At 52.6% G+C, this 15929-nt stretch carries 16 protein-coding genes and 1 other RNA gene; 5 read left to right on the top strand and 12 right to left on the bottom strand.

Translation table 11 applies throughout. From position 1 onward, the window contains the following. Positions 1–10: 10 nt before the first annotated feature. Positions 11–670, bottom strand: a complete 660-nt coding sequence (gene trhA, locus AABJ99_RS04485) for a PAQR family membrane homeostasis protein TrhA (RefSeq protein ID WP_032185065.1) — start codon at positions 668–670, stop codon at positions 11–13. A 163-nt stretch (positions 671–833) separates the two neighbouring features. Further along, positions 834–1145: a N(4)-acetylcytidine aminohydrolase gene (yqfB, locus tag AABJ99_RS04480; protein ID WP_039020582.1), complete on the bottom strand. Its 312-nt coding sequence runs from the start codon at positions 1143–1145 to the stop codon at positions 834–836. Positions 1146–1189: 44 nt separating this feature from the next. Here yqfB and bglA point away from each other — a divergent pair, with 44 nt between their 5' ends. After that, positions 1190–2623: a 6-phospho-beta-glucosidase BglA gene (gene bglA, locus AABJ99_RS04475; protein WP_338387505.1), complete on the top strand. Its 1434-nt coding sequence runs from the start codon at positions 1190–1192 to the stop codon at positions 2621–2623. 61 nt (positions 2624–2684) lie between these two features. On the opposite strand, the gene ygfF is transcribed toward bglA, so the two are convergent. The 5 genes from ygfF to gcvT all read right to left on the bottom strand — a co-directional run bounded on the left by ygfF (position 2685) and on the right by gcvT (position 9439). Continuing rightward, positions 2685–3428, bottom strand: a complete 744-nt coding sequence (ygfF, locus tag AABJ99_RS04470; protein ID WP_000150659.1) for an SDR family oxidoreductase — start codon at positions 3426–3428, stop codon at positions 2685–2687. Positions 3429–3675: 247 nt separating this feature from the next. Then, complete coding sequence (locus tag AABJ99_RS04465) at positions 3676–4656, bottom strand: IS110-like element IS621 family transposase (RefSeq protein ID WP_338387504.1); 981 nt, start codon at positions 4654–4656, stop codon at positions 3676–3678. A 285-nt stretch (positions 4657–4941) separates the two neighbouring features. Continuing rightward, positions 4942–7815 (bottom strand): aminomethyl-transferring glycine dehydrogenase, encoded by a 2874-nt coding sequence (gcvP, locus tag AABJ99_RS04460; protein ID WP_039021535.1) that lies wholly within the window; start codon positions 7813–7815, stop codon positions 4942–4944. A gap of 117 nt (positions 7816–7932) precedes the next feature. Next, positions 7933–8322, bottom strand: a complete 390-nt coding sequence (gene gcvH / locus AABJ99_RS04455; protein WP_001295377.1) for a glycine cleavage system protein GcvH — start codon at positions 8320–8322, stop codon at positions 7933–7935. Positions 8323–8344: 22 nt separating this feature from the next. After that, entirely contained in the window at positions 8345–9439 is a 1095-nt protein-coding gene (gene gcvT / locus AABJ99_RS04450; protein ID WP_338387503.1) for a glycine cleavage system aminomethyltransferase GcvT, read from the bottom strand. 289 nt (positions 9440–9728) lie between these two features. On the opposite strand from gcvT, the gene AABJ99_RS04445 reads away from it, so the two are divergent. Beyond that, positions 9729–9812 (top strand): hypothetical protein, encoded by an 84-nt coding sequence (locus AABJ99_RS04445; protein WP_122083101.1) that lies wholly within the window; start codon positions 9729–9731, stop codon positions 9810–9812. Positions 9813–9885: 73 nt separating this feature from the next. Here AABJ99_RS04445 and ubiI read toward each other — a convergent pair whose 3' ends face one another. The 4 genes from ubiI to ygfB are packed head-to-tail and all read right to left on the bottom strand — an operon-like array spanning position 9886 to position 14215. Further along, the gene (gene ubiI, locus AABJ99_RS04440; protein WP_039021536.1) at positions 9886–11088 is read right to left on the bottom strand and encodes an FAD-dependent 2-octaprenylphenol hydroxylase; all 1203 of its coding nucleotides are present in this window, start codon (positions 11086–11088) and stop codon (positions 9886–9888) included. Between the two features lie 22 nt (positions 11089–11110). Continuing rightward, a complete protein-coding gene (ubiH, locus tag AABJ99_RS04435; protein WP_039021537.1) occupies positions 11111–12289 on the bottom strand; it encodes a 2-octaprenyl-6-methoxyphenyl hydroxylase in 1179 nt (392 codons plus the stop codon). Next, the gene (gene pepP / locus AABJ99_RS04430; RefSeq protein WP_039021538.1) at positions 12286–13611 is read right to left on the bottom strand and encodes a Xaa-Pro aminopeptidase; all 1326 of its coding nucleotides are present in this window, start codon (positions 13609–13611) and stop codon (positions 12286–12288) included. The genes ubiH and pepP overlap by 4 nt, the downstream gene beginning before the upstream one ends. A gap of 25 nt (positions 13612–13636) precedes the next feature. After that, on the bottom strand, positions 13637–14215 hold the full coding sequence (ygfB, locus tag AABJ99_RS04425; RefSeq protein ID WP_001295378.1) for a UPF0149 family protein YgfB: 579 nt from the start codon (positions 14213–14215) through the stop codon (positions 13637–13639). A 167-nt stretch (positions 14216–14382) separates the two neighbouring features. Here ygfB and zapA point away from each other — a divergent pair, with 167 nt between their 5' ends. From zapA to fau, 3 genes are all read left to right on the top strand, one after another. Beyond that, on the top strand, positions 14383–14712 hold the full coding sequence (gene zapA, locus AABJ99_RS04420; RefSeq protein ID WP_001276008.1) for a cell division protein ZapA: 330 nt from the start codon (positions 14383–14385) through the stop codon (positions 14710–14712). A gap of 41 nt (positions 14713–14753) precedes the next feature. Beyond that, positions 14754–14937, top strand: a non-coding RNA gene (gene ssrS / locus AABJ99_RS04415) — 6S RNA. A gap of 20 nt (positions 14938–14957) precedes the next feature. Continuing rightward, the gene (gene fau, locus AABJ99_RS04410; protein ID WP_000192738.1) at positions 14958–15560 is read left to right on the top strand and encodes a 5-formyltetrahydrofolate cyclo-ligase; all 603 of its coding nucleotides are present in this window, start codon (positions 14958–14960) and stop codon (positions 15558–15560) included. Between the two features lie 100 nt (positions 15561–15660). On the opposite strand, the gene ibsC is transcribed toward fau, so the two are convergent. Then, complete coding sequence (gene ibsC, locus AABJ99_RS04405) at positions 15661–15720, bottom strand: type I toxin-antitoxin system toxin IbsC (protein ID WP_071525914.1); 60 nt, start codon at positions 15718–15720, stop codon at positions 15661–15663. Positions 15721–15929 lie beyond the last annotated feature (209 nt).

The following is a 15929-nucleotide window of genomic DNA, read 5'->3' as shown; positions in this document are numbered from 1 at the left end:
GGCGCACCAATTACGGCTGCCCAATATACAAATAGATCGCCAGAAAGTGGCACACGCTGCCGCCTAGCACAAAGCCGTGCCAGATGGCATGATTGTACGGAATGCGTTTGCAGACGTAGAAAATCACCCCGAGCGAGTAAACCACGCCGCCTACCGCCAGTAAGGTAACGCTGCCCGCCGCGAGCTTAACTGCCATTTCATAAATCACCACCAGCGACAGCCAGCCCATCGCCAGATAGGTCACCAGAGATAAAATTTTGAATCGGTGCGCGATGGTCAGCTTGAACAGAATCCCCAACAGCGCCAGGCTCCAGATAACAATCATCAACCCGCGCGCTAACGGAGAATCCAGCCCCACCAGCAAAAACGGCGTGTAGGTTCCGGCAATCAATAGATAAATGGCACAGTGGTCAAATTTCTTCAGCCACATTTTTGCCCGTTGATGGGGAACGGCGTGATAAAGCGTCGAAGCAAGAAACAGCAGGATCATACTGCCGCCATAGAGGCTGTAACTGGTTATCGCTGTGGCGCTGGCATTGAGATCCACCGCCTGAACCAGTAACAACACCAGCCCAACGATACCAAATACCAGCCCAATGCCGTGACTGACGCTGTTGGCAATTTCCTCTGCCAGCGAATATCCCTGCTTAATGAGGGGCTTCTGAACCATAACTTACTCCGGAGAAACGTACACGCACGTGAACACTTCTCCAGCGTAACTGAGAATAGTTCCAGTGAACACCTGTTAGCTAAAATAAATTCTGATTTGAGACTAATCTCCGAAAAATCATGAAATTAAATGCGAAATTTCAACTAACAGGCGTGAGTTCAATTTAAAGGCATTTAAATTCAATCACATAAAACTGTGTCTGGCCGGGATAGATATCGGCAATGACCTTTTTCAGATCAGTCAGGGTCATATTTTCCTGCTCTGCATGTTTTTCCGTCAGTGTATCCAGCGTTACGGTTGAGGTTGCGGTGACTTCAATCGTGCAAAAATAACCGTCATCTTCAAAACGCCCGACACGAAGCACATCACCCGTTTTGAAGTGCGATTCAGACTCGTCGCGGATGGTGATGGTTTTACACCCAGCCAGAATGTCATCCTGGAATCGTTGAAAAAAAGTGATGTCGTTTGGCTGCATGGTACTATTTCCTGTAAGAATTGACTCATCTGGAGCCTATGATAGTGAAAAAACTCACCTTACCGAAAGATTTCTTATGGGGCGGCGCAGTTGCCGCTCATCAGGTCGAAGGCGGCTGGAACAAAGGCGGCAAAGGGCCGAGCATTTGTGACGTTCTGACCGGTGGCGCACACGGCGTGCCGCGCGAAATCACCAAAGAAATCTTGCCAGGAAAATACTATCCAAACCATGAAGCCGTTGATTTTTATGGTCACTACAAGGAAGACATCAAGCTATTTGCCGAAATGGGCTTCAAATGTTTTCGCACTTCCATCGCCTGGACGCGCATTTTCCCAAAAGGTGATGAAACTCAGCCAAACGAAGAAGGGCTGAAGTTCTACGATGATATGTTCGATGAACTGCTGAAATACAACATCGAACCGGTGATCACCCTCTCCCACTTTGAAATGCCGCTGCATCTGGTGCAGCAATACGGTAGCTGGACCAACCGTAAAGTGGTTGATTTCTTTGTTCATTTCGCACAAGTGGTATTTGAACGCTATAAGCATAAAGTCAAATACTGGATGACCTTCAACGAAATTAACAACCAGCGTAACTGGCGTGCACCTCTGTTCGGTTACTGCTGCTCTGGCGTGGTGTATACCGAACATGAAAACCCGGAAGAGACGATGTATCAGGTGCTGCATCACCAGTTTGTCGCCAGCGCCCTGGCAGTGAAAGCCGCGCGTCGCATTAACCCGGAAATGAAAGTCGGCTGTATGCTGGCGATGGTGCCGCTTTACCCTTACTCCTGTAATCCGGACGATGTGATGTTCGCCCAGGAGTCGATGCGCGAACGCTACGTCTTTACCGATGTGCAACTGCGTGGCTATTACCCGTCCTATGTGTTGAACGAGTGGGAGCGTCGCGGATTTAACATCAAAATGGAAGAAGGCGATCTCGATGTACTGCGTGAAGGCACCTGCGATTATCTTGGTTTCAGCTATTACATGACCAACGCAGTGAAAGCCGAAGGCGGCACCGGCGATGCGATCTCTGGTTTTGAAGGCAGCGTACCGAACCCTTATGTTAAGGCTTCGGACTGGGGCTGGCAGATTGATCCGGTGGGTCTGCGTTACGCACTTTGCGAACTGTATGAGCGTTACCAGAAGCCGCTGTTTATTGTCGAAAACGGTTTTGGCGCTTACGACAAAGTGGAAGAAAATGGCAGCATCAACGACGACTACCGCATTGATTACCTGCGAGCTCATATTGAAGAGATGAAAAAGGCGGTGACTTACGATGGCGTGGATCTGATGGGCTACACGCCGTGGGGTTGCATCGACTGCGTGTCGTTCACCACCGGGCAGTACAGCAAACGCTACGGCTTTATCTATGTGAATAAACATGACGACGGTACTGGCGATATGTCGCGTTCACGTAAGAAGAGCTTTAACTGGTACAAAGAGGTGATTGCCAGCAACGGCGAGAAGCTTTAAGTCGATGAAGTACCGGATGCAATACTTGTTGCGTTGCATCCGGTCAGACAACTGTCCTGTTTTATTTTCCACCCGCCAAATCGATAAAACTTCCCGTGACATAAGAGGCTTTATCACTTAACAGCCAGACGATGGCCTGCGCGACCTCTTCCGCCTGTCCGCCACGCTGCATGGGGATATTCGACTTAACGCGATCAACGCGTCCAGGTTCGCCACCGCTGGCGTGCATTTCGGTATAAATAAACCCTGGCCGCACGCCGTTAACGCGGATCCCCTGCACGGCGACTTCCAGCGACAGCCCTGTGGTTAACGTATCAATCGCCCCTTTCGATGCCGCATAGTCAACGTATTCTCCCGGCGATCCCAGCCGTGAGGCCACTGAAGAGACGTTGACGATAGCACCGCCATTACCGCCATTTTTAAGCGCCATGCGTTTTACCGCCTCGCGGCAACAGAGAAAATATCCCGTCACATTGGTGGAAAGTACCCGGTTGATTCGCTCTGCGGTAAGGTTTTCTACGGTGCACTGGGTAAACAAGATCCCGGCGTTATTGACCAGCGCGGCTAGCGGTTCATCGTGCTGATCGATTGCTGTAAACATTGCGATGACCTGATTTTCGTCGCTGATATCCGCCTGAAGCACGAATGCCTTGCCACCGGCTTGCGTGATTAACTTCACCACTTCCTGCGCCGCGTGGAGGTTTTGCTGATAATTAACCGCCACCGTATACCCTTCTTGCGCCAACAGTAATGCAGTTGCCCGCCCGATGCCGCGACTGCCACCGGTCACAAGTGCTATAGTCATTTGTTTTCCTAAAAAAATAAAGGCGCCGAAGCGCCTTTCAAATTATTGATGACAAAGTGCTTTTATTATGCCGGATGCGGCGTGAACGCCTTATCCAGCCTACAAGATCGTGCAAATTCAATACATTGCACAGACTATGTAGATACTGTTATGGCCTGCAATTTTTTTTCTACCCCGGTTTCCCAGATTGCAGGCATGCCAGACACAGCGCCGTCAGGCGCTGTTTTTTTCATCCCTTCCGCGATTTTTACGCCGCTACCGGATTATGCCGTGACGCATCGAACGGGACCCCTGACTTCAGCACGCCATACGCCACCTGTGCCAGCTTGCGCATCATCGCGCCGAGAATCACCTTTCCTTTCTTGCCATTAGCCGCCAGACGGTCGCGGAACGCCCGTCCCCACTCAGTCTTACTGGTGGCTACCATTGCAGGCATATACAACGCCCTGCGAAGCGACACATGTCCGGCTTTACTCAACCGGCTTGCCCCTCTCACACTACTGCCTGATTCATAACGCCGTGGTGTCAGACCCGCAAAAGCGGTGAACTGTCTGGCATGGGCGAAGCGGTCCTTCAGACCGATATAAGCCAGCAATACCGCAGATGTTTTCTCTCCGATACCCGGGATACTTTCCAGCAGTTTTCTGCGGTGTTTCATATCCGGATCATCGTCTGTCAGGTCTTTTATCTGCTTCTCAAGACGCTTCAGCTCTGCTTCAAGCCACAGAAGATGAGCATCAATGCTCGGCCTCTGGACTTCCCGCGCCGTTTCAGTGCGGTTCAGTTCCTGCGTGTGCATATCTGTCAGCGCCTGGTGGCGTACTACCAGGGCACGCAACGCGCGTTCAAGCGGGTGAGGCGCTTCCCAGGCTGCAGGGCGCTTCTGACGACAGAACTCTGCCAGCATGCGCGCATCCACGGTATCAGTCTTGTTACGCAGTCCTTCACTCTGAGCGAAAGCTTTACCCAACGCAGGATTAATGACTGACACTATGTAACCTGCATCGTAAAGGCACTCTGCGACAGGTTCCATATAGGTGCCGGTCGCTTCGATGCAGATATGCGCATGGTCAATCTTGTGACCCTTCAGCCAGCTCACCAGCTCATCGTGCCCTTTAGTGGTGTTAGCGAATTTTTTGGTGCGATGACGACCATCAGGACGCAACACATCGACATCCAGTTTCTCTTTAGCGGTGTCGATACCGATATAATGAAGTTCATGTTCCATAGTGAAACCAACCTTGCAAATACGGATTACCGGGAAAACCGGTCCATGATACTGTCCGGTTTATCACTTTGGGAGAAAGGCAGTCCGCTGCATAAATCTACGCAACAGGTTGAAAACCTAAGGCCCGATACGGCATGCGGACTGCAGGCAGAGAAAACTGGCCGATTTTCTCTGCACAGGAGGGATAATACAAGGCCTGATAAACGAGGTGCATCAGGCAATGTTGAGTTTGACATCAGTGTCAAAGGCGCCGAAGCGCCTTTAGAAGATAGTCGAATCAGTAAATTACTGGTATTCGCTAATCGGTACGCAGGAGCAGAACAGGTTACGGTCCCCGTAAACATCATCCAGACGTTTCACTGTCGGCCAGTATTTATCTGCCACGCCTGCCGGGAATACTGCAACTTCACGGCTGTACGGATGCGCCCACTCGGCGACCAGTTCGCTCTGAATGTGCGGAGCATTCACCAGCGGGTTATCTTCCAGCGGCCAGACACCGGCTTTCACCTGGTCAATTTCTGCGCGGATAGCCAGCATCGCGTCGATAAAGCGATCCAGTTCCACTTTGCTTTCAGATTCAGTCGGTTCTACCATCAGCGTCCCCGCCACCGGGAACGACATGGTCGGCGCGTGGAAACCATAGTCGATCAGACGCTTGGCAATATCCAGCTCGCTGATGCCGGTTTCTTCTTTCAACGGGCGAATATCGAGAATACATTCGTGCGCCACGCGACCATCGCGACCGGTATACAGCACCGGGAAGGCATCCTGCAGGCGGCTGGCAATATAGTTGGCGTTGAGGATTGCCACCTGGCTTGCTTTTTTCAGCCCTTCTGCGCCCATCATGCGGATGTACATCCAGCTAATTGGCAGAATAGAAGCGCTACCGAACGGTGCCGCAGAAACCGCGCCCTGACGGGTTAACATGCCTTCGATTTGCACCACGCTATGACCCGGAACAAACGGTGCCAAATGCGCTTTCACGCCGATCGGTCCCATACCCGGACCACCACCGCCGTGCGGAATGCAGAAAGTTTTATGCAGGTTAAGGTGCGAAACGTCCGCGCCAATAAAGCCCGGCGAAGTGATGCCAACTTGGGCGTTCATGTTCGCGCCATCAAGGTAAACCTGACCGCCGAACTGATGCACGATTTCACACACTTCACGGATCGTTTCTTCGTACACGCCGTGGGTGGAAGGATAGGTCACCATAATGCAGGAGAGATTATCGCCCGCCTGCTCCGCTTTCGCGCGCAGGTCAGTCAGATCGATGTTGCCGTTTTTATCACACGCCACAACCACCACCTGCATTCCTGCCATATGCGCGGAAGCCGGGTTAGTGCCATGCGCAGAAGCCGGGATCAGGCAGATATCGCGATGTCCTTCGTTGCGGCTTTCATGATAATGACGAATCGCCAGCAGCCCCGCGTATTCGCCCTGAGCGCCAGAGTTCGGCTGCATACAGACGGCGTCGTAACCGGTCAGTTTCACCAGCCAGTCAGCCAGTTGCGCGATCATCTGCTGATAACCTTCGGCCTGTTCCGGCGGGCAGAACGGGTGCAGTTCGGCAAATTCCGGCCAGGTGATTGGGATCATCTCGGCGGCGGCGTTCAGTTTCATGGTGCAGGAACCCAGCGGGATCATCGCCTGATTCAGCGCCAGATCTTTACGCTCCAGCGAGTGCATATAGCGCATCATTTCGGTTTCGCTGTGGTAGCGATTAAACACCGGATGGGTGAGCATTTCGTCATCGCGCAGCATTGCAGGCTGAATAGAACGGCTGTCGTGAGCCACGTCTTTGTCCAGCGTGTCGATGTCCAGTCCGTGATTATCGCCCAGCAGTACGCTGAAAAGCTGCATCACGTTTTCGCGCGTGGTGGTTTCATCAAGGGTGATCCCCACCGCATTCAGAATATCGCTACGCAGGTTGATTTCAGCCGCTTCGGCACGCGCCAGCACGCCCGCTTTGTCGGCCACTTCCAAACACAAAGTATCGAAATAGTGCGCATGGCGCAGCTTCTGACCTTTTTGTTGCAGACCTGCAGCCAGGATATCAGTAAGACGGTGGATGCGGTTAGCGATACGTTTCAGGCCAACCGGACCGTGATAAACGGCATACAGGCTGGCGATGTTTGCCAGCAGTACCTGGGAAGTACAAATGTTGGAGTTCGCTTTCTCACGGCGAATATGTTGCTCGCGAGTCTGCATCGCCATGCGCAGCGCGGTATTGCCCGCAGCATCTTTCGATACACCAATAATACGGCCCGGCATTGAGCGTTTGTATTCATCTTTCGCCGCAAAGAATGCCGCGTGCGGGCCACCGTAGCCCATCGGTACGCCAAAGCGTTGCGCCGAACCAAAGACAATATCCGCGCCCTGTTTACCCGGCGCAGTTAACAGCACCAGCGCCATAATATCGGCGGCAACGCTGACCACAATTTTGCGTGATTTCAGTTCGCTGATAAGCGCGGTGTAGTCGTGAATTTCACCGGTAGTGCCGACCTGCTGTAACAGCACGCCGAAGACGTCCTGGTGATCCAGCACTTTTTGCGCGTCATCGACAATCACTTCAAAACCAAAGGTTTCGGCACGAGTACGTACCACATCCAGCGTTTGCGGATGCACGTCAGAAGCAACAAAGAAGCGGTTGGCATTTTTCAGTTTGCTGACGCGTTTCGCCATCGCCATTGCTTCGGCGGCAGCGGTGGCTTCGTCAAGAAGAGAAGCCGAAGCCATATCCAGGCCAGTCAAATCCAGCGTTACCTGCTGGAAGTTGAGCAGTGCTTCAAGGCGGCCCTGGGAGACTTCAGGTTGATACGGAGTATACGCGGTATACCAGCCCGGATTTTCCAGCATGTTACGCAGGATAACCGGCGGTAACTGCACGGCGGTGTAACCCATGCCGATGTAAGACGTGAAGCGTTTATTGCGACTGGCAATAGCCTTGAGTTCCGCCAGCGCGGCGTATTCGGTCGCCGGTGCGCCAACCTGCGGCGGGGTCGCAAGCTGAATATCTTTCGGCACAATCTGGCCGGTCAGCGCGTTTAACGATTGTGCGCCAACGGCATTCAGCATTTCTTGCTGTTGCGCGGCGTCCGGTCCGATATGGCGTTCAATAAAAGCGCCGCTGTTTTCAAGCTGGCTTAACGTCTGTGTCATGAGCGATGGTTCCTGAAACGTGCAGTGAATTGTGAACCTCTCTCCTTGCGAAGAGAGTGAGGGTGAGGCGTAAATATCCTCACCCCGATCCTCTCCCGCAGAAGAGGAATAAAGCCGTTACTCGTCTTCTAACAATGCTTCGTATGCGGTCGCATCCAGCAGTGATTCCAGTTCGCTTTCATCGCTGGCTTTGATTTTAAAGATCCAGCCGCCTGCATACGGTTCGCTGTTCACCAGTTCCGGGGAATCGCTGAGTGCGTCGTTTACCGCCACGATTTCACCGCTTACTGGCGCATAAATGTCTGACGCCGCTTTTACCGATTCGGCAACCGCGCAGTCATCGCCCGCGCTAACTGTTGCGCCCACTTCCGGCAGGTCAACAAACACCATATCGCCTAATAGCTCCTGAGCGTGCTCAGTGATGCCAACAGTGTAAGTGCCGTCGGCTTCTTTACGCAGCCATTCGTGTTCTTTGCTGTATTTCAGTTCTGCTGGTACGTTGCTCATCAATTAATCTCCAAAAAGTAAATCACGCGACGGCTTTGCCGTTACGCACAAAAACAGGTTTCGTCACTTTTACCGGCATTTCACGGTTGCGAATTTGCACAATCGCCGTTTCGCCAATACCTTCCGGCACGCGTGCCAGCGCAATGCTGTAACCCAACGTCGGGGAGAAAGTACCGCTGGTGATAATGCCTTCATGCTGATTGCCCTGCGCATCGGTAAAACGTACCGGCAGTTCATTACGCAGCACGCCTTTTTCGGTCATCACCAGACCAACCAGTTTTTCTGTGCCATGTTCACGCTGCGCTTCCAGAGCTTCACGACCGATAAAGTCACGATCAGTCGGTTCCCAGGCGATGGTCCAGCCCATGTTGGCTGCTAAAGGAGAAATGGTTTCGTCCATCTCCTGACCATAAAGATTCATACCCGCTTCCAGACGCAGTGTGTCACGAGCGCCCAGACCGCAGGGCTTAACGCCCGCTTCCACCAGCGCACGCCAGAAATCCGCCGCTTTTTCATTGGGCAGCGCAATTTCGTAGCCCGCTTCACCGGTATAACCGGTGGTGGCAATAAACAGATCGCCAGCCTGCACGCCAAAGAAGGATTTCATCCCTTCCACCGCCTGACGCTGAGCATCATTAAACAGTGTGGCAGCTTTTGCCTGCGCATTCGGTCCTTGAACGGCAATCATGGAAAGGTCATCACGAACGGTAATTTCGATACCGAAGGGTTCAGCGTGTTGGGTAATCCAGGAGAGGTCTTTTTCGCGGGTGGCGGAGTTAACAACGAGGCGGAAGAAATCTTCAGTAAAGTAGTAGACGATAAGGTCATCTATCACACCGCCAGAGGCATTCAACATCCCCGAGTAAAGGGCTTTGCCGCTTTTGGTGAGCTTCGCCACATCGTTAGCCAGCAGATAACGCAGAAACTCCCGGGTGCGACTGCCGCGAAGATCGACGATGGTCATATGTGACACATCAAACATTCCGGCATCGGTACGTACCGCATGATGTTCGTCGATTTGCGAACCGTAATGCAGCGGCATCATCCAGCCGTGGAAATCCACCATGCGGGCGCCGCAAAGCGTGTGTTGTTCGTACAAAGGAGTCTGTTGTGCCATCTTGTCCTCATTGAATAAGCGGGGCTGACAACTTTTTCATGGTGAAATTATCACCACGAAACCCAGCATCGGAGCCACTCCCGGCCCCCAACGCAATCGTTCTCTTTTCCCTGAACTTACCACCGAAACAGACTGTTAACCATAAGGTAAAATTGATCATCACATTAGCTTATGGTTAAAAAATGCCAAAATTACAACAGAATAAAAAACCAAAAAAGAACCAATCTCTATACAAAGATAATTAGATGAGAAAGTTAATTTGAATAAGGCAACATTAAGAACTGAAAAAATGTCAAAAAACACCAAATCAAAAATTCGTGGCATTAGAAAATATAATGCGAAATCGCAGGTGAAATTAGTTTATTTCAAATGAGGAAAATCTCCCGGCGAAAAAACCGGGAGATGAAAGTGTGATGGGTATCAAATAAACAACAGAGGAGAAATTTTTAACGCAGCCATTCAGGCAAATCGTTTAATCCCATTGCCTGGCGGAGAAGTTGTGGCTTAACGCCAGGAAGCGTGTCGGCTAGTTTCAGGCCAATATCACGCAGCAGTTTTTTCGCCGGATTAGCCCCGGAAAACAGATCGCGGAATCCCTGCATACCTGCCAGCATCAGCGCCGCACTGTGCTTGCGGCTACGCTCATAGCGACGCAGGTAAATGTACTGCCCGATGTCTTTACCCTGACGATGTAACCGTTTCAGTTCAGCAATCAGCTCTGCAGCATCCATAAAGCCGAGATTCACCCCCTGCCCCGCCAACGGGTGAATGGTATGCGCGGCGTCGCCCACCAGCGCCAGACGGTGCGCGGCAAACTGGCGCGCATAACGCCCAGTCAGCGGGAACACCAGGCGTTCACTCTCAACCTTGCATAAGCCCAGGCGATTATCAAAAGCGATATTTAACTCGCGGTTAAATTCGTCTTCGCCTGCCTGCTGCATCCGCTGTGCTTCCTCTGGGGACAGTGACCAGACAATTGAGCAAAGATGCGGATCGCTAAGCGGCAAAAAGGCCAGAATGCCTTCGCCATGGAAAACCTGTCGCGCCACCGCATCATGCGGTTCTTCCGTGCGAATGGTCGCCACCAGCGCGTGATGCAGATAATCCCAGAAAGTCAGCGGAATATCGGCTTTGTTGCGCAACCAGGAATTAGCGCCGTCTGCGCCAATTACCAGACGCGCCGTTAACATGCTGCCATCTTTCAGCGTCAGGAAGGTTTCGTTCTCTCCCCAGGCGACCTGCTGTAATTCTGCAGGGGCTAACAGGCTGATATCTGAGGACTGCTGTGCTTTGTTCCACAGCGCGTAGTGAATGACTGAATTTTCAACGATATGCCCAAGATGGCTATAGCCCATGCTTTGATCGTCAAACGAAATGTGACCAAAACTGTCTTTGTCCCACACTTCCATACCGTGATAACAACTGGCCCTACGAGAGAGAATGTCCTGCCAGACGCCAAGACGGGTGAGTAATTTTTCGCTGGCGGCATTGATAGCCGAAACGCGCAGTTGTGGTGGTGCATCCGCCGCCAGGGGTTCCGGTACGCGCTGCTCCAATACGGCAACGCGTAAGCCGCTGCCCTGCAAGCCGCAGGCAACCGCCAGCCCCACCATGCCGCCGCCAACAATGGCTACATCAACACTTTGCATTGTTTATTCCTTAAAGCCGCCTTTAACGCGCCACCCAACCGAGGGTGCGCTGCGCCAGCACATCGCGTGCCGGAGTGAATAGTTCCATCGTCATCAGCCCGAAGTTGCGCCCGACAACCAACGGTGCCCAACGGTTAGCAAAAAGATGTACAAGGCTGTCCGTGACACCGATGGTTGCTTCGCGATCGCTCTGCCGACGCTGCTGATAACGGCACAATACGCCGTAATCACCTATGTCTTCTCCGCGCTCTTGCGCCTGAGTCAGGGTTTCCGCAAGGCTCATCACATCTCGCATACCGAGGTTGAACCCTTGCCCGGCAATCGGGTGCAGAGTTTGCGCCGCATTGCCCACCAGCACGGTACGATGGGTAATAGGTCTGGCGGCGCGGGTTAACGCCAGCGGGTAAGCACTGCGTTTACCAGCGTGGGTAATTTTCCCAAGTCGCCAACCAAAGGCCGACTGGAGTTCACGGCAAAACGTCTCGTCGCTCCACGACAGCACCTCTTCGCGCCGTTCCAGTGGATGACACCAGACCAGCGAACAGCGTCCGTCAGACATCGGCAACATCGCCAACGGGCCATATTGTGTGAAACGCTCAAACGCCCGGCCTTCGTGCGCAACGGAAGTCGCAACGTTCGCAATCACGGCCAGTTGTTCGTAAGGCTCCTGCTGCCAGTCAACACCGCACGCGGTGGCTAACGCGGAATGGGTGCCATCAGCGGCTACCAGCACGCAGCCCGTCAGCGTCTCGCCACTCTCCAGCGTCACTTCAACGTGACTCTGAGCACGGGCAACGTTAGCCACGCGATCAGGGCAATGCAGCGTTACGCCAGGTGCTTTGCGCAGTAATGCAAACAGCCGTTGCCCGACATTATGCAATTCGACAACCTGCCCCAGCGCCGCCAGTTGGTAATCTTCTGCGGCGAGGGTGACGAATCCGGCATGACCACGATCGCTGACATGCACGCTGGTGATGGCGGTTGCGCAATCAGCCAGAGATTGCCAGACGCCGATGCGCGCCAGTTGCTGACAAGTACCCGCCGCCAGCGCAATAGCTCGTCCATCAAAGCCCGGATGAGCATGTGACTCTGGCGCAGTCGCTTCAATCAAATGTACCGGCAGCGCCCCGTGACTTAACCGGGAAATAGCCAGCGCCAACGTCGCGCCCGCCATGCCGCCACCGACGATGATTACGCTCATTGCTTTCTCGCAGATGCCATCAACGCTTCGATTTCTTCCGGCTTTTTCACCACGCTGGCGGTGAGATTTTCGTTACCGGTTTCGGTAATCACAATGTCGTCTTCAATACGAATGCCGATACCGCGATATTGTTCTGGCACTTCTGCATCCGGCGCAATATACAGCCCCGGCTCTACGGTCAGTACCATGCCCGGTTCCAGAATGCGCGAGCGATCCTGGCCATAAACGCCAACGTCATGGACATCCAGTCCTAACCAGTGGCTAAGGCCATGCATAAAGAAAGGACGATGGGCGTTTTGGGCGATCAGTTCTTCAACATCACCTTTCAGGATGCCGAGTTTTACCAGGCCGCTAACCATGATGCGCACCACTTCACCGGTGACTTCCTGAATGGACGTTCCCGGACGATACAGGCGCAGGCTGGTTTCAAGAGACTCCAGCACAATGTCGTAGATTTCACGCTGAGCCTGAGTGAATTTACCGTTAACCGGGAAGGTGCGGGTAATATCGCCCGCGTAACCTTTGTATTCACAACCCGCGTCAATCAACACCAGGTCACCGTCGCGCAGTTCACTCTCGTTTTCGGTGTAGTGCAGAATGCAGCCGTTTTCACCGCTGCCGACAATGGTGTTATAGGACGGATAGCGCGCACCGTGGCGGTTAAATTCGTGGTGAATTTCGCCTTCCAGATGGTACTCGAACATTCCCGGACGGCATTTTTCCATCGCCCGGGTATGCGCCAGGGCGGTGATTTCCCCCGCGCGGCGAAGTACGGCAATCTCTTCTGGTGATTTGAACAGGCGCATTTCATGAACAATGGGACGCCAGTCGATCATCGTTGCCGGTGCGGTGAGATTTTGTCGCGAACCTTTACGCAGTTTTTCCAGCGCGCTGTTCACGATTTCATCAGCATATGCATATTCGCCCTGGGCGTGGTACACCACATCCAGACCATTAAGTAGTTGATAAAGTTGCTGATTGATTTCGCTGAATGCCAGTGCGCGGTCAACGCCCAGTTTCTCTGGCGCGGCATCCTGGCCTAGGCGACGACCAAACCAGATCTCTGCCGTCAGGTCGCGAACGCGGTTAAACAAAACGCTGTGGTTATGAGTGTCGTCGCTTTTAATCAGCACCAGTACCGCTTCCGGTTCGTTAAAGCCGGTGAAGTACCAGAAGTCACTGTTCTGACGATAGGGGTATTCGCTGTCGGCGCTACGTGTTACTTCTGGTGCAGCAAAAATCAGCGCGGCGCTGCCGGGTTGCATTTGCTCCACCAGGGCCTGACGGCGACGCTGAAACTCTTGCCGGGATATCTCACTCATAACACTCTCCTTACGTTTTTTGTTTTTAGTGTAGAGTCGGTTTTTGTACTTCTGGCGCGGTCGGTTGCGGATGAGTAAAGGTGTCGTGGCATAACAGCGCGGCAACACGGACGTACTCGATGATCTCTTCAAGCGACATTTCCAGCTCTTCCTGATCTTCGTCTTCGTCGTAGCCCAGCTGCGCGATGTTACGCAGATCGTCGATAGCTTCACCGGTTTCGCCGGTCACTTTGTCCAGCTTCGGTTGCGTAACGCCAAGACCAAGCAGGAAGTGATTGACCCAACCTGCCAGCGCATCAGCACGATCGAAAACACTGACATCATCGCCATCAGGCAGATAAAGCTGAAAAAGGAAGCCGTCATCCTGCAGGGCATCGCTGGTAGCAGAGTGCATTTTGCGCAATGCCTGTGCCAGCTCATGACCGAAAGCCATGCCTTCGTTCGTCAGGTCGTGAAGCAGCGGCAGCCATGAGCTGTCATCGTTACCACCACATATCATCCCACTGATTAAACCATGCATCTCAGCAGGGGTCAGACCCGTCCCTTGTTGGTTCAGATACTGGTTCATTTCGTTGTAACCAGGCATTTCGTTCTGTATAGACATAAGCATTCGTCGTCAAAGGGAGGAATATTCATGATATGCTACCACTTTGGGCCCTGGTGGACCAGAAAAGGGCTTGTCTCTTCTCATCAGGGTAGCTATAGTGTCGCCCCTTCGCAGACCATGGGTCTAAAGACGAAGGCAGCGCAGTCAATCAGCAGGAAGGTGGCATGTCTGCACAACCCGTCGATATCCAAATTTTTGGCCGTTCACTGCGTGTGAACTGCCCGCCTGACCAAAGGGATGCGTTGAATCAGGCAGCGGACGATCTGAACCAACGGTTGCAAGATCTGAAAGAACGCACTAGAGTCACAAATACTGAACAGTTGGTCTTCATTGCCGCATTGAATATCAGCTATGAGTTAGCGCAAGAAAAAGCGAAGACTCGTGATTACGCGGCAAGCATGGAACAGCGTATTCGGATGCTGCAGCAGACCATAGAACAAGCGTTACTTGAACAAGGTCGCATCACCGAAAAAACTAACCAAAACTTTGAATGACACTTTTCGGTTTACTGTGGTAGAGTAACCGTGAAGACAAAATTTCTCTGAGATGTTCGCAAGCGGGCCAGTCCCCTGAGCCGATATTTCATACCACAAGAATGTGGCGCTCCGCGGTTGGTGAGCATGCTCGGTCCGTCCGAGAAGCCTTAAAACTGTGACGACACATTCACCTTGAACCAAGGGTTCAAGGGTTACAGCCTGCGGCGGCATCTCGGAGATTCCCTTCTTATCTGGCACCAGCCATGACGCAACTACCAGAAATCCCACTGACATTATCTCGACAAGAAATCCGCAAAATGATTCGGCAACGTCGTCGTGCGTTAACGCCGGAACAACAGCAGGAAATGGGTCAACAAGCCGCTACCCGGATGATGACGTATCCCCCGGTGGTGATGGCACATACGGTCGCTGTATTCCTCTCTTTTGATGGCGAACTCGACACCCAGCCACTCATAGAACAACTCTGGCGCGCCGGTAAGCGCGTATATCTTCCAGTTTTGCATCCCTTTAGTGCCGGTAATTTGCTGTTCCTGAATTACCATCCGCAAAGCGAACTGGTGATGAACAGGTTGAAGATCCATGAGCCAAAACTGGATGTGCGTGACGTGCTACCCCTTTCCCGATTAGACGTGTTGATCACACCGCTGGTCGCCTTTGATGAGTACGGTCAGCGCCTGGGAATGGGCGGTGGTTTTTATGATCGGACCTTACAAAACTGGCAGCGCTATCAAATGCAACCGGTGGGTTATGCGCATGATTGTCAGTTGGTGGAAAAACTCCCCGTTGAAGAGTGGGATATCCCACTTCCTGCGGTGGTTACACCGTCGAAAGTCTGGGAGTGGTAAGGGCGACACACCTGCATCGCCCTGATTGACATCGTTGATTCTTTAACCTAATTTAGTGAGTAAGGGTAAGGGAGGATGACTCCTCCCCTGTGACTGACTGTTAATAAGCTGGGAAACTTATGAGTAACAGTACAATCAGTATGATGACGAGTCGCATCATAACCCTTCTCCTTCAAGCCCTCGCTTCGGTGAGGGCTTTACCGTTACAGTCCTGTGCTGCTTCGCCATCGTAAATCCTTCACATACAAAGACAACGCATTGATCTGACATTAATTTCTTTATTCGAGCAGGCTCGCAAAGACATATGTACGGCACTGCAAATGTGGGGAAAACAGATAAAAAAATACGGGCAAGCCAGTGACTTGCCCG

Source organism: Escherichia coli (genome assembly GCF_036503815.1).
GTDB lineage: Bacteria > Pseudomonadota > Gammaproteobacteria > Enterobacterales > Enterobacteriaceae > Escherichia > Escherichia coli_F.
This window is presented reverse-complemented; position numbering and strand designations above follow the sequence as displayed.

What these genes read in the sequence shown, in the direction of transcription:
- trhA (WP_032185065.1), bottom strand. Translation starts at nt 670, where the DNA reads ATGGTTCAGAAGCCCCTCATTAAGCAGGGATATTCGCTGGCAGAGGAA.
- fau (WP_000192738.1), top strand. Translation starts at nt 14,958, where the DNA reads ATGACGCAACTACCAGAAATCCCACTGACATTATCTCGACAAGAAATC.
- gcvP (WP_039021535.1), bottom strand. Translation starts at nt 7,815, where the DNA reads ATGACACAGACGTTAAGCCAGCTTGAAAACAGCGGCGCTTTTATTGAA.
- pepP (WP_039021538.1), bottom strand. Translation starts at nt 13,611, where the DNA reads ATGAGTGAGATATCCCGGCAAGAGTTTCAGCGTCGCCGTCAGGCCCTG.
- AABJ99_RS04445 (WP_122083101.1), top strand. Translation starts at nt 9,729, where the DNA reads ATGTCAAAAAACACCAAATCAAAAATTCGTGGCATTAGAAAATATAAT.
- ubiI (WP_039021536.1), bottom strand. Translation starts at nt 11,088, where the DNA reads ATGCAAAGTGTTGATGTAGCCATTGTTGGCGGCGGCATGGTGGGGCTG.
- zapA (WP_001276008.1), top strand. Translation starts at nt 14,383, where the DNA reads ATGTCTGCACAACCCGTCGATATCCAAATTTTTGGCCGTTCACTGCGT.
- ygfB (WP_001295378.1), bottom strand. Translation starts at nt 14,215, where the DNA reads ATGTCTATACAGAACGAAATGCCTGGTTACAACGAAATGAACCAGTAT.
- yqfB (WP_039020582.1), bottom strand. Translation starts at nt 1,145, where the DNA reads ATGCAGCCAAACGACATCACTTTTTTTCAACGATTCCAGGATGACATT.
- AABJ99_RS04465 (WP_338387504.1), bottom strand. Translation starts at nt 4,656, where the DNA reads ATGGAACATGAACTTCATTATATCGGTATCGACACCGCTAAAGAGAAA.
- gcvT (WP_338387503.1), bottom strand. Translation starts at nt 9,439, where the DNA reads ATGGCACAACAGACTCCTTTGTACGAACAACACACGCTTTGCGGCGCC.
- ygfF (WP_000150659.1), bottom strand. Translation starts at nt 3,428, where the DNA reads ATGACTATAGCACTTGTGACCGGTGGCAGTCGCGGCATCGGGCGGGCA.
- gcvH (WP_001295377.1), bottom strand. Translation starts at nt 8,322, where the DNA reads ATGAGCAACGTACCAGCAGAACTGAAATACAGCAAAGAACACGAATGG.
- ubiH (WP_039021537.1), bottom strand. Translation starts at nt 12,289, where the DNA reads ATGAGCGTAATCATCGTCGGTGGCGGCATGGCGGGCGCGACGTTGGCG.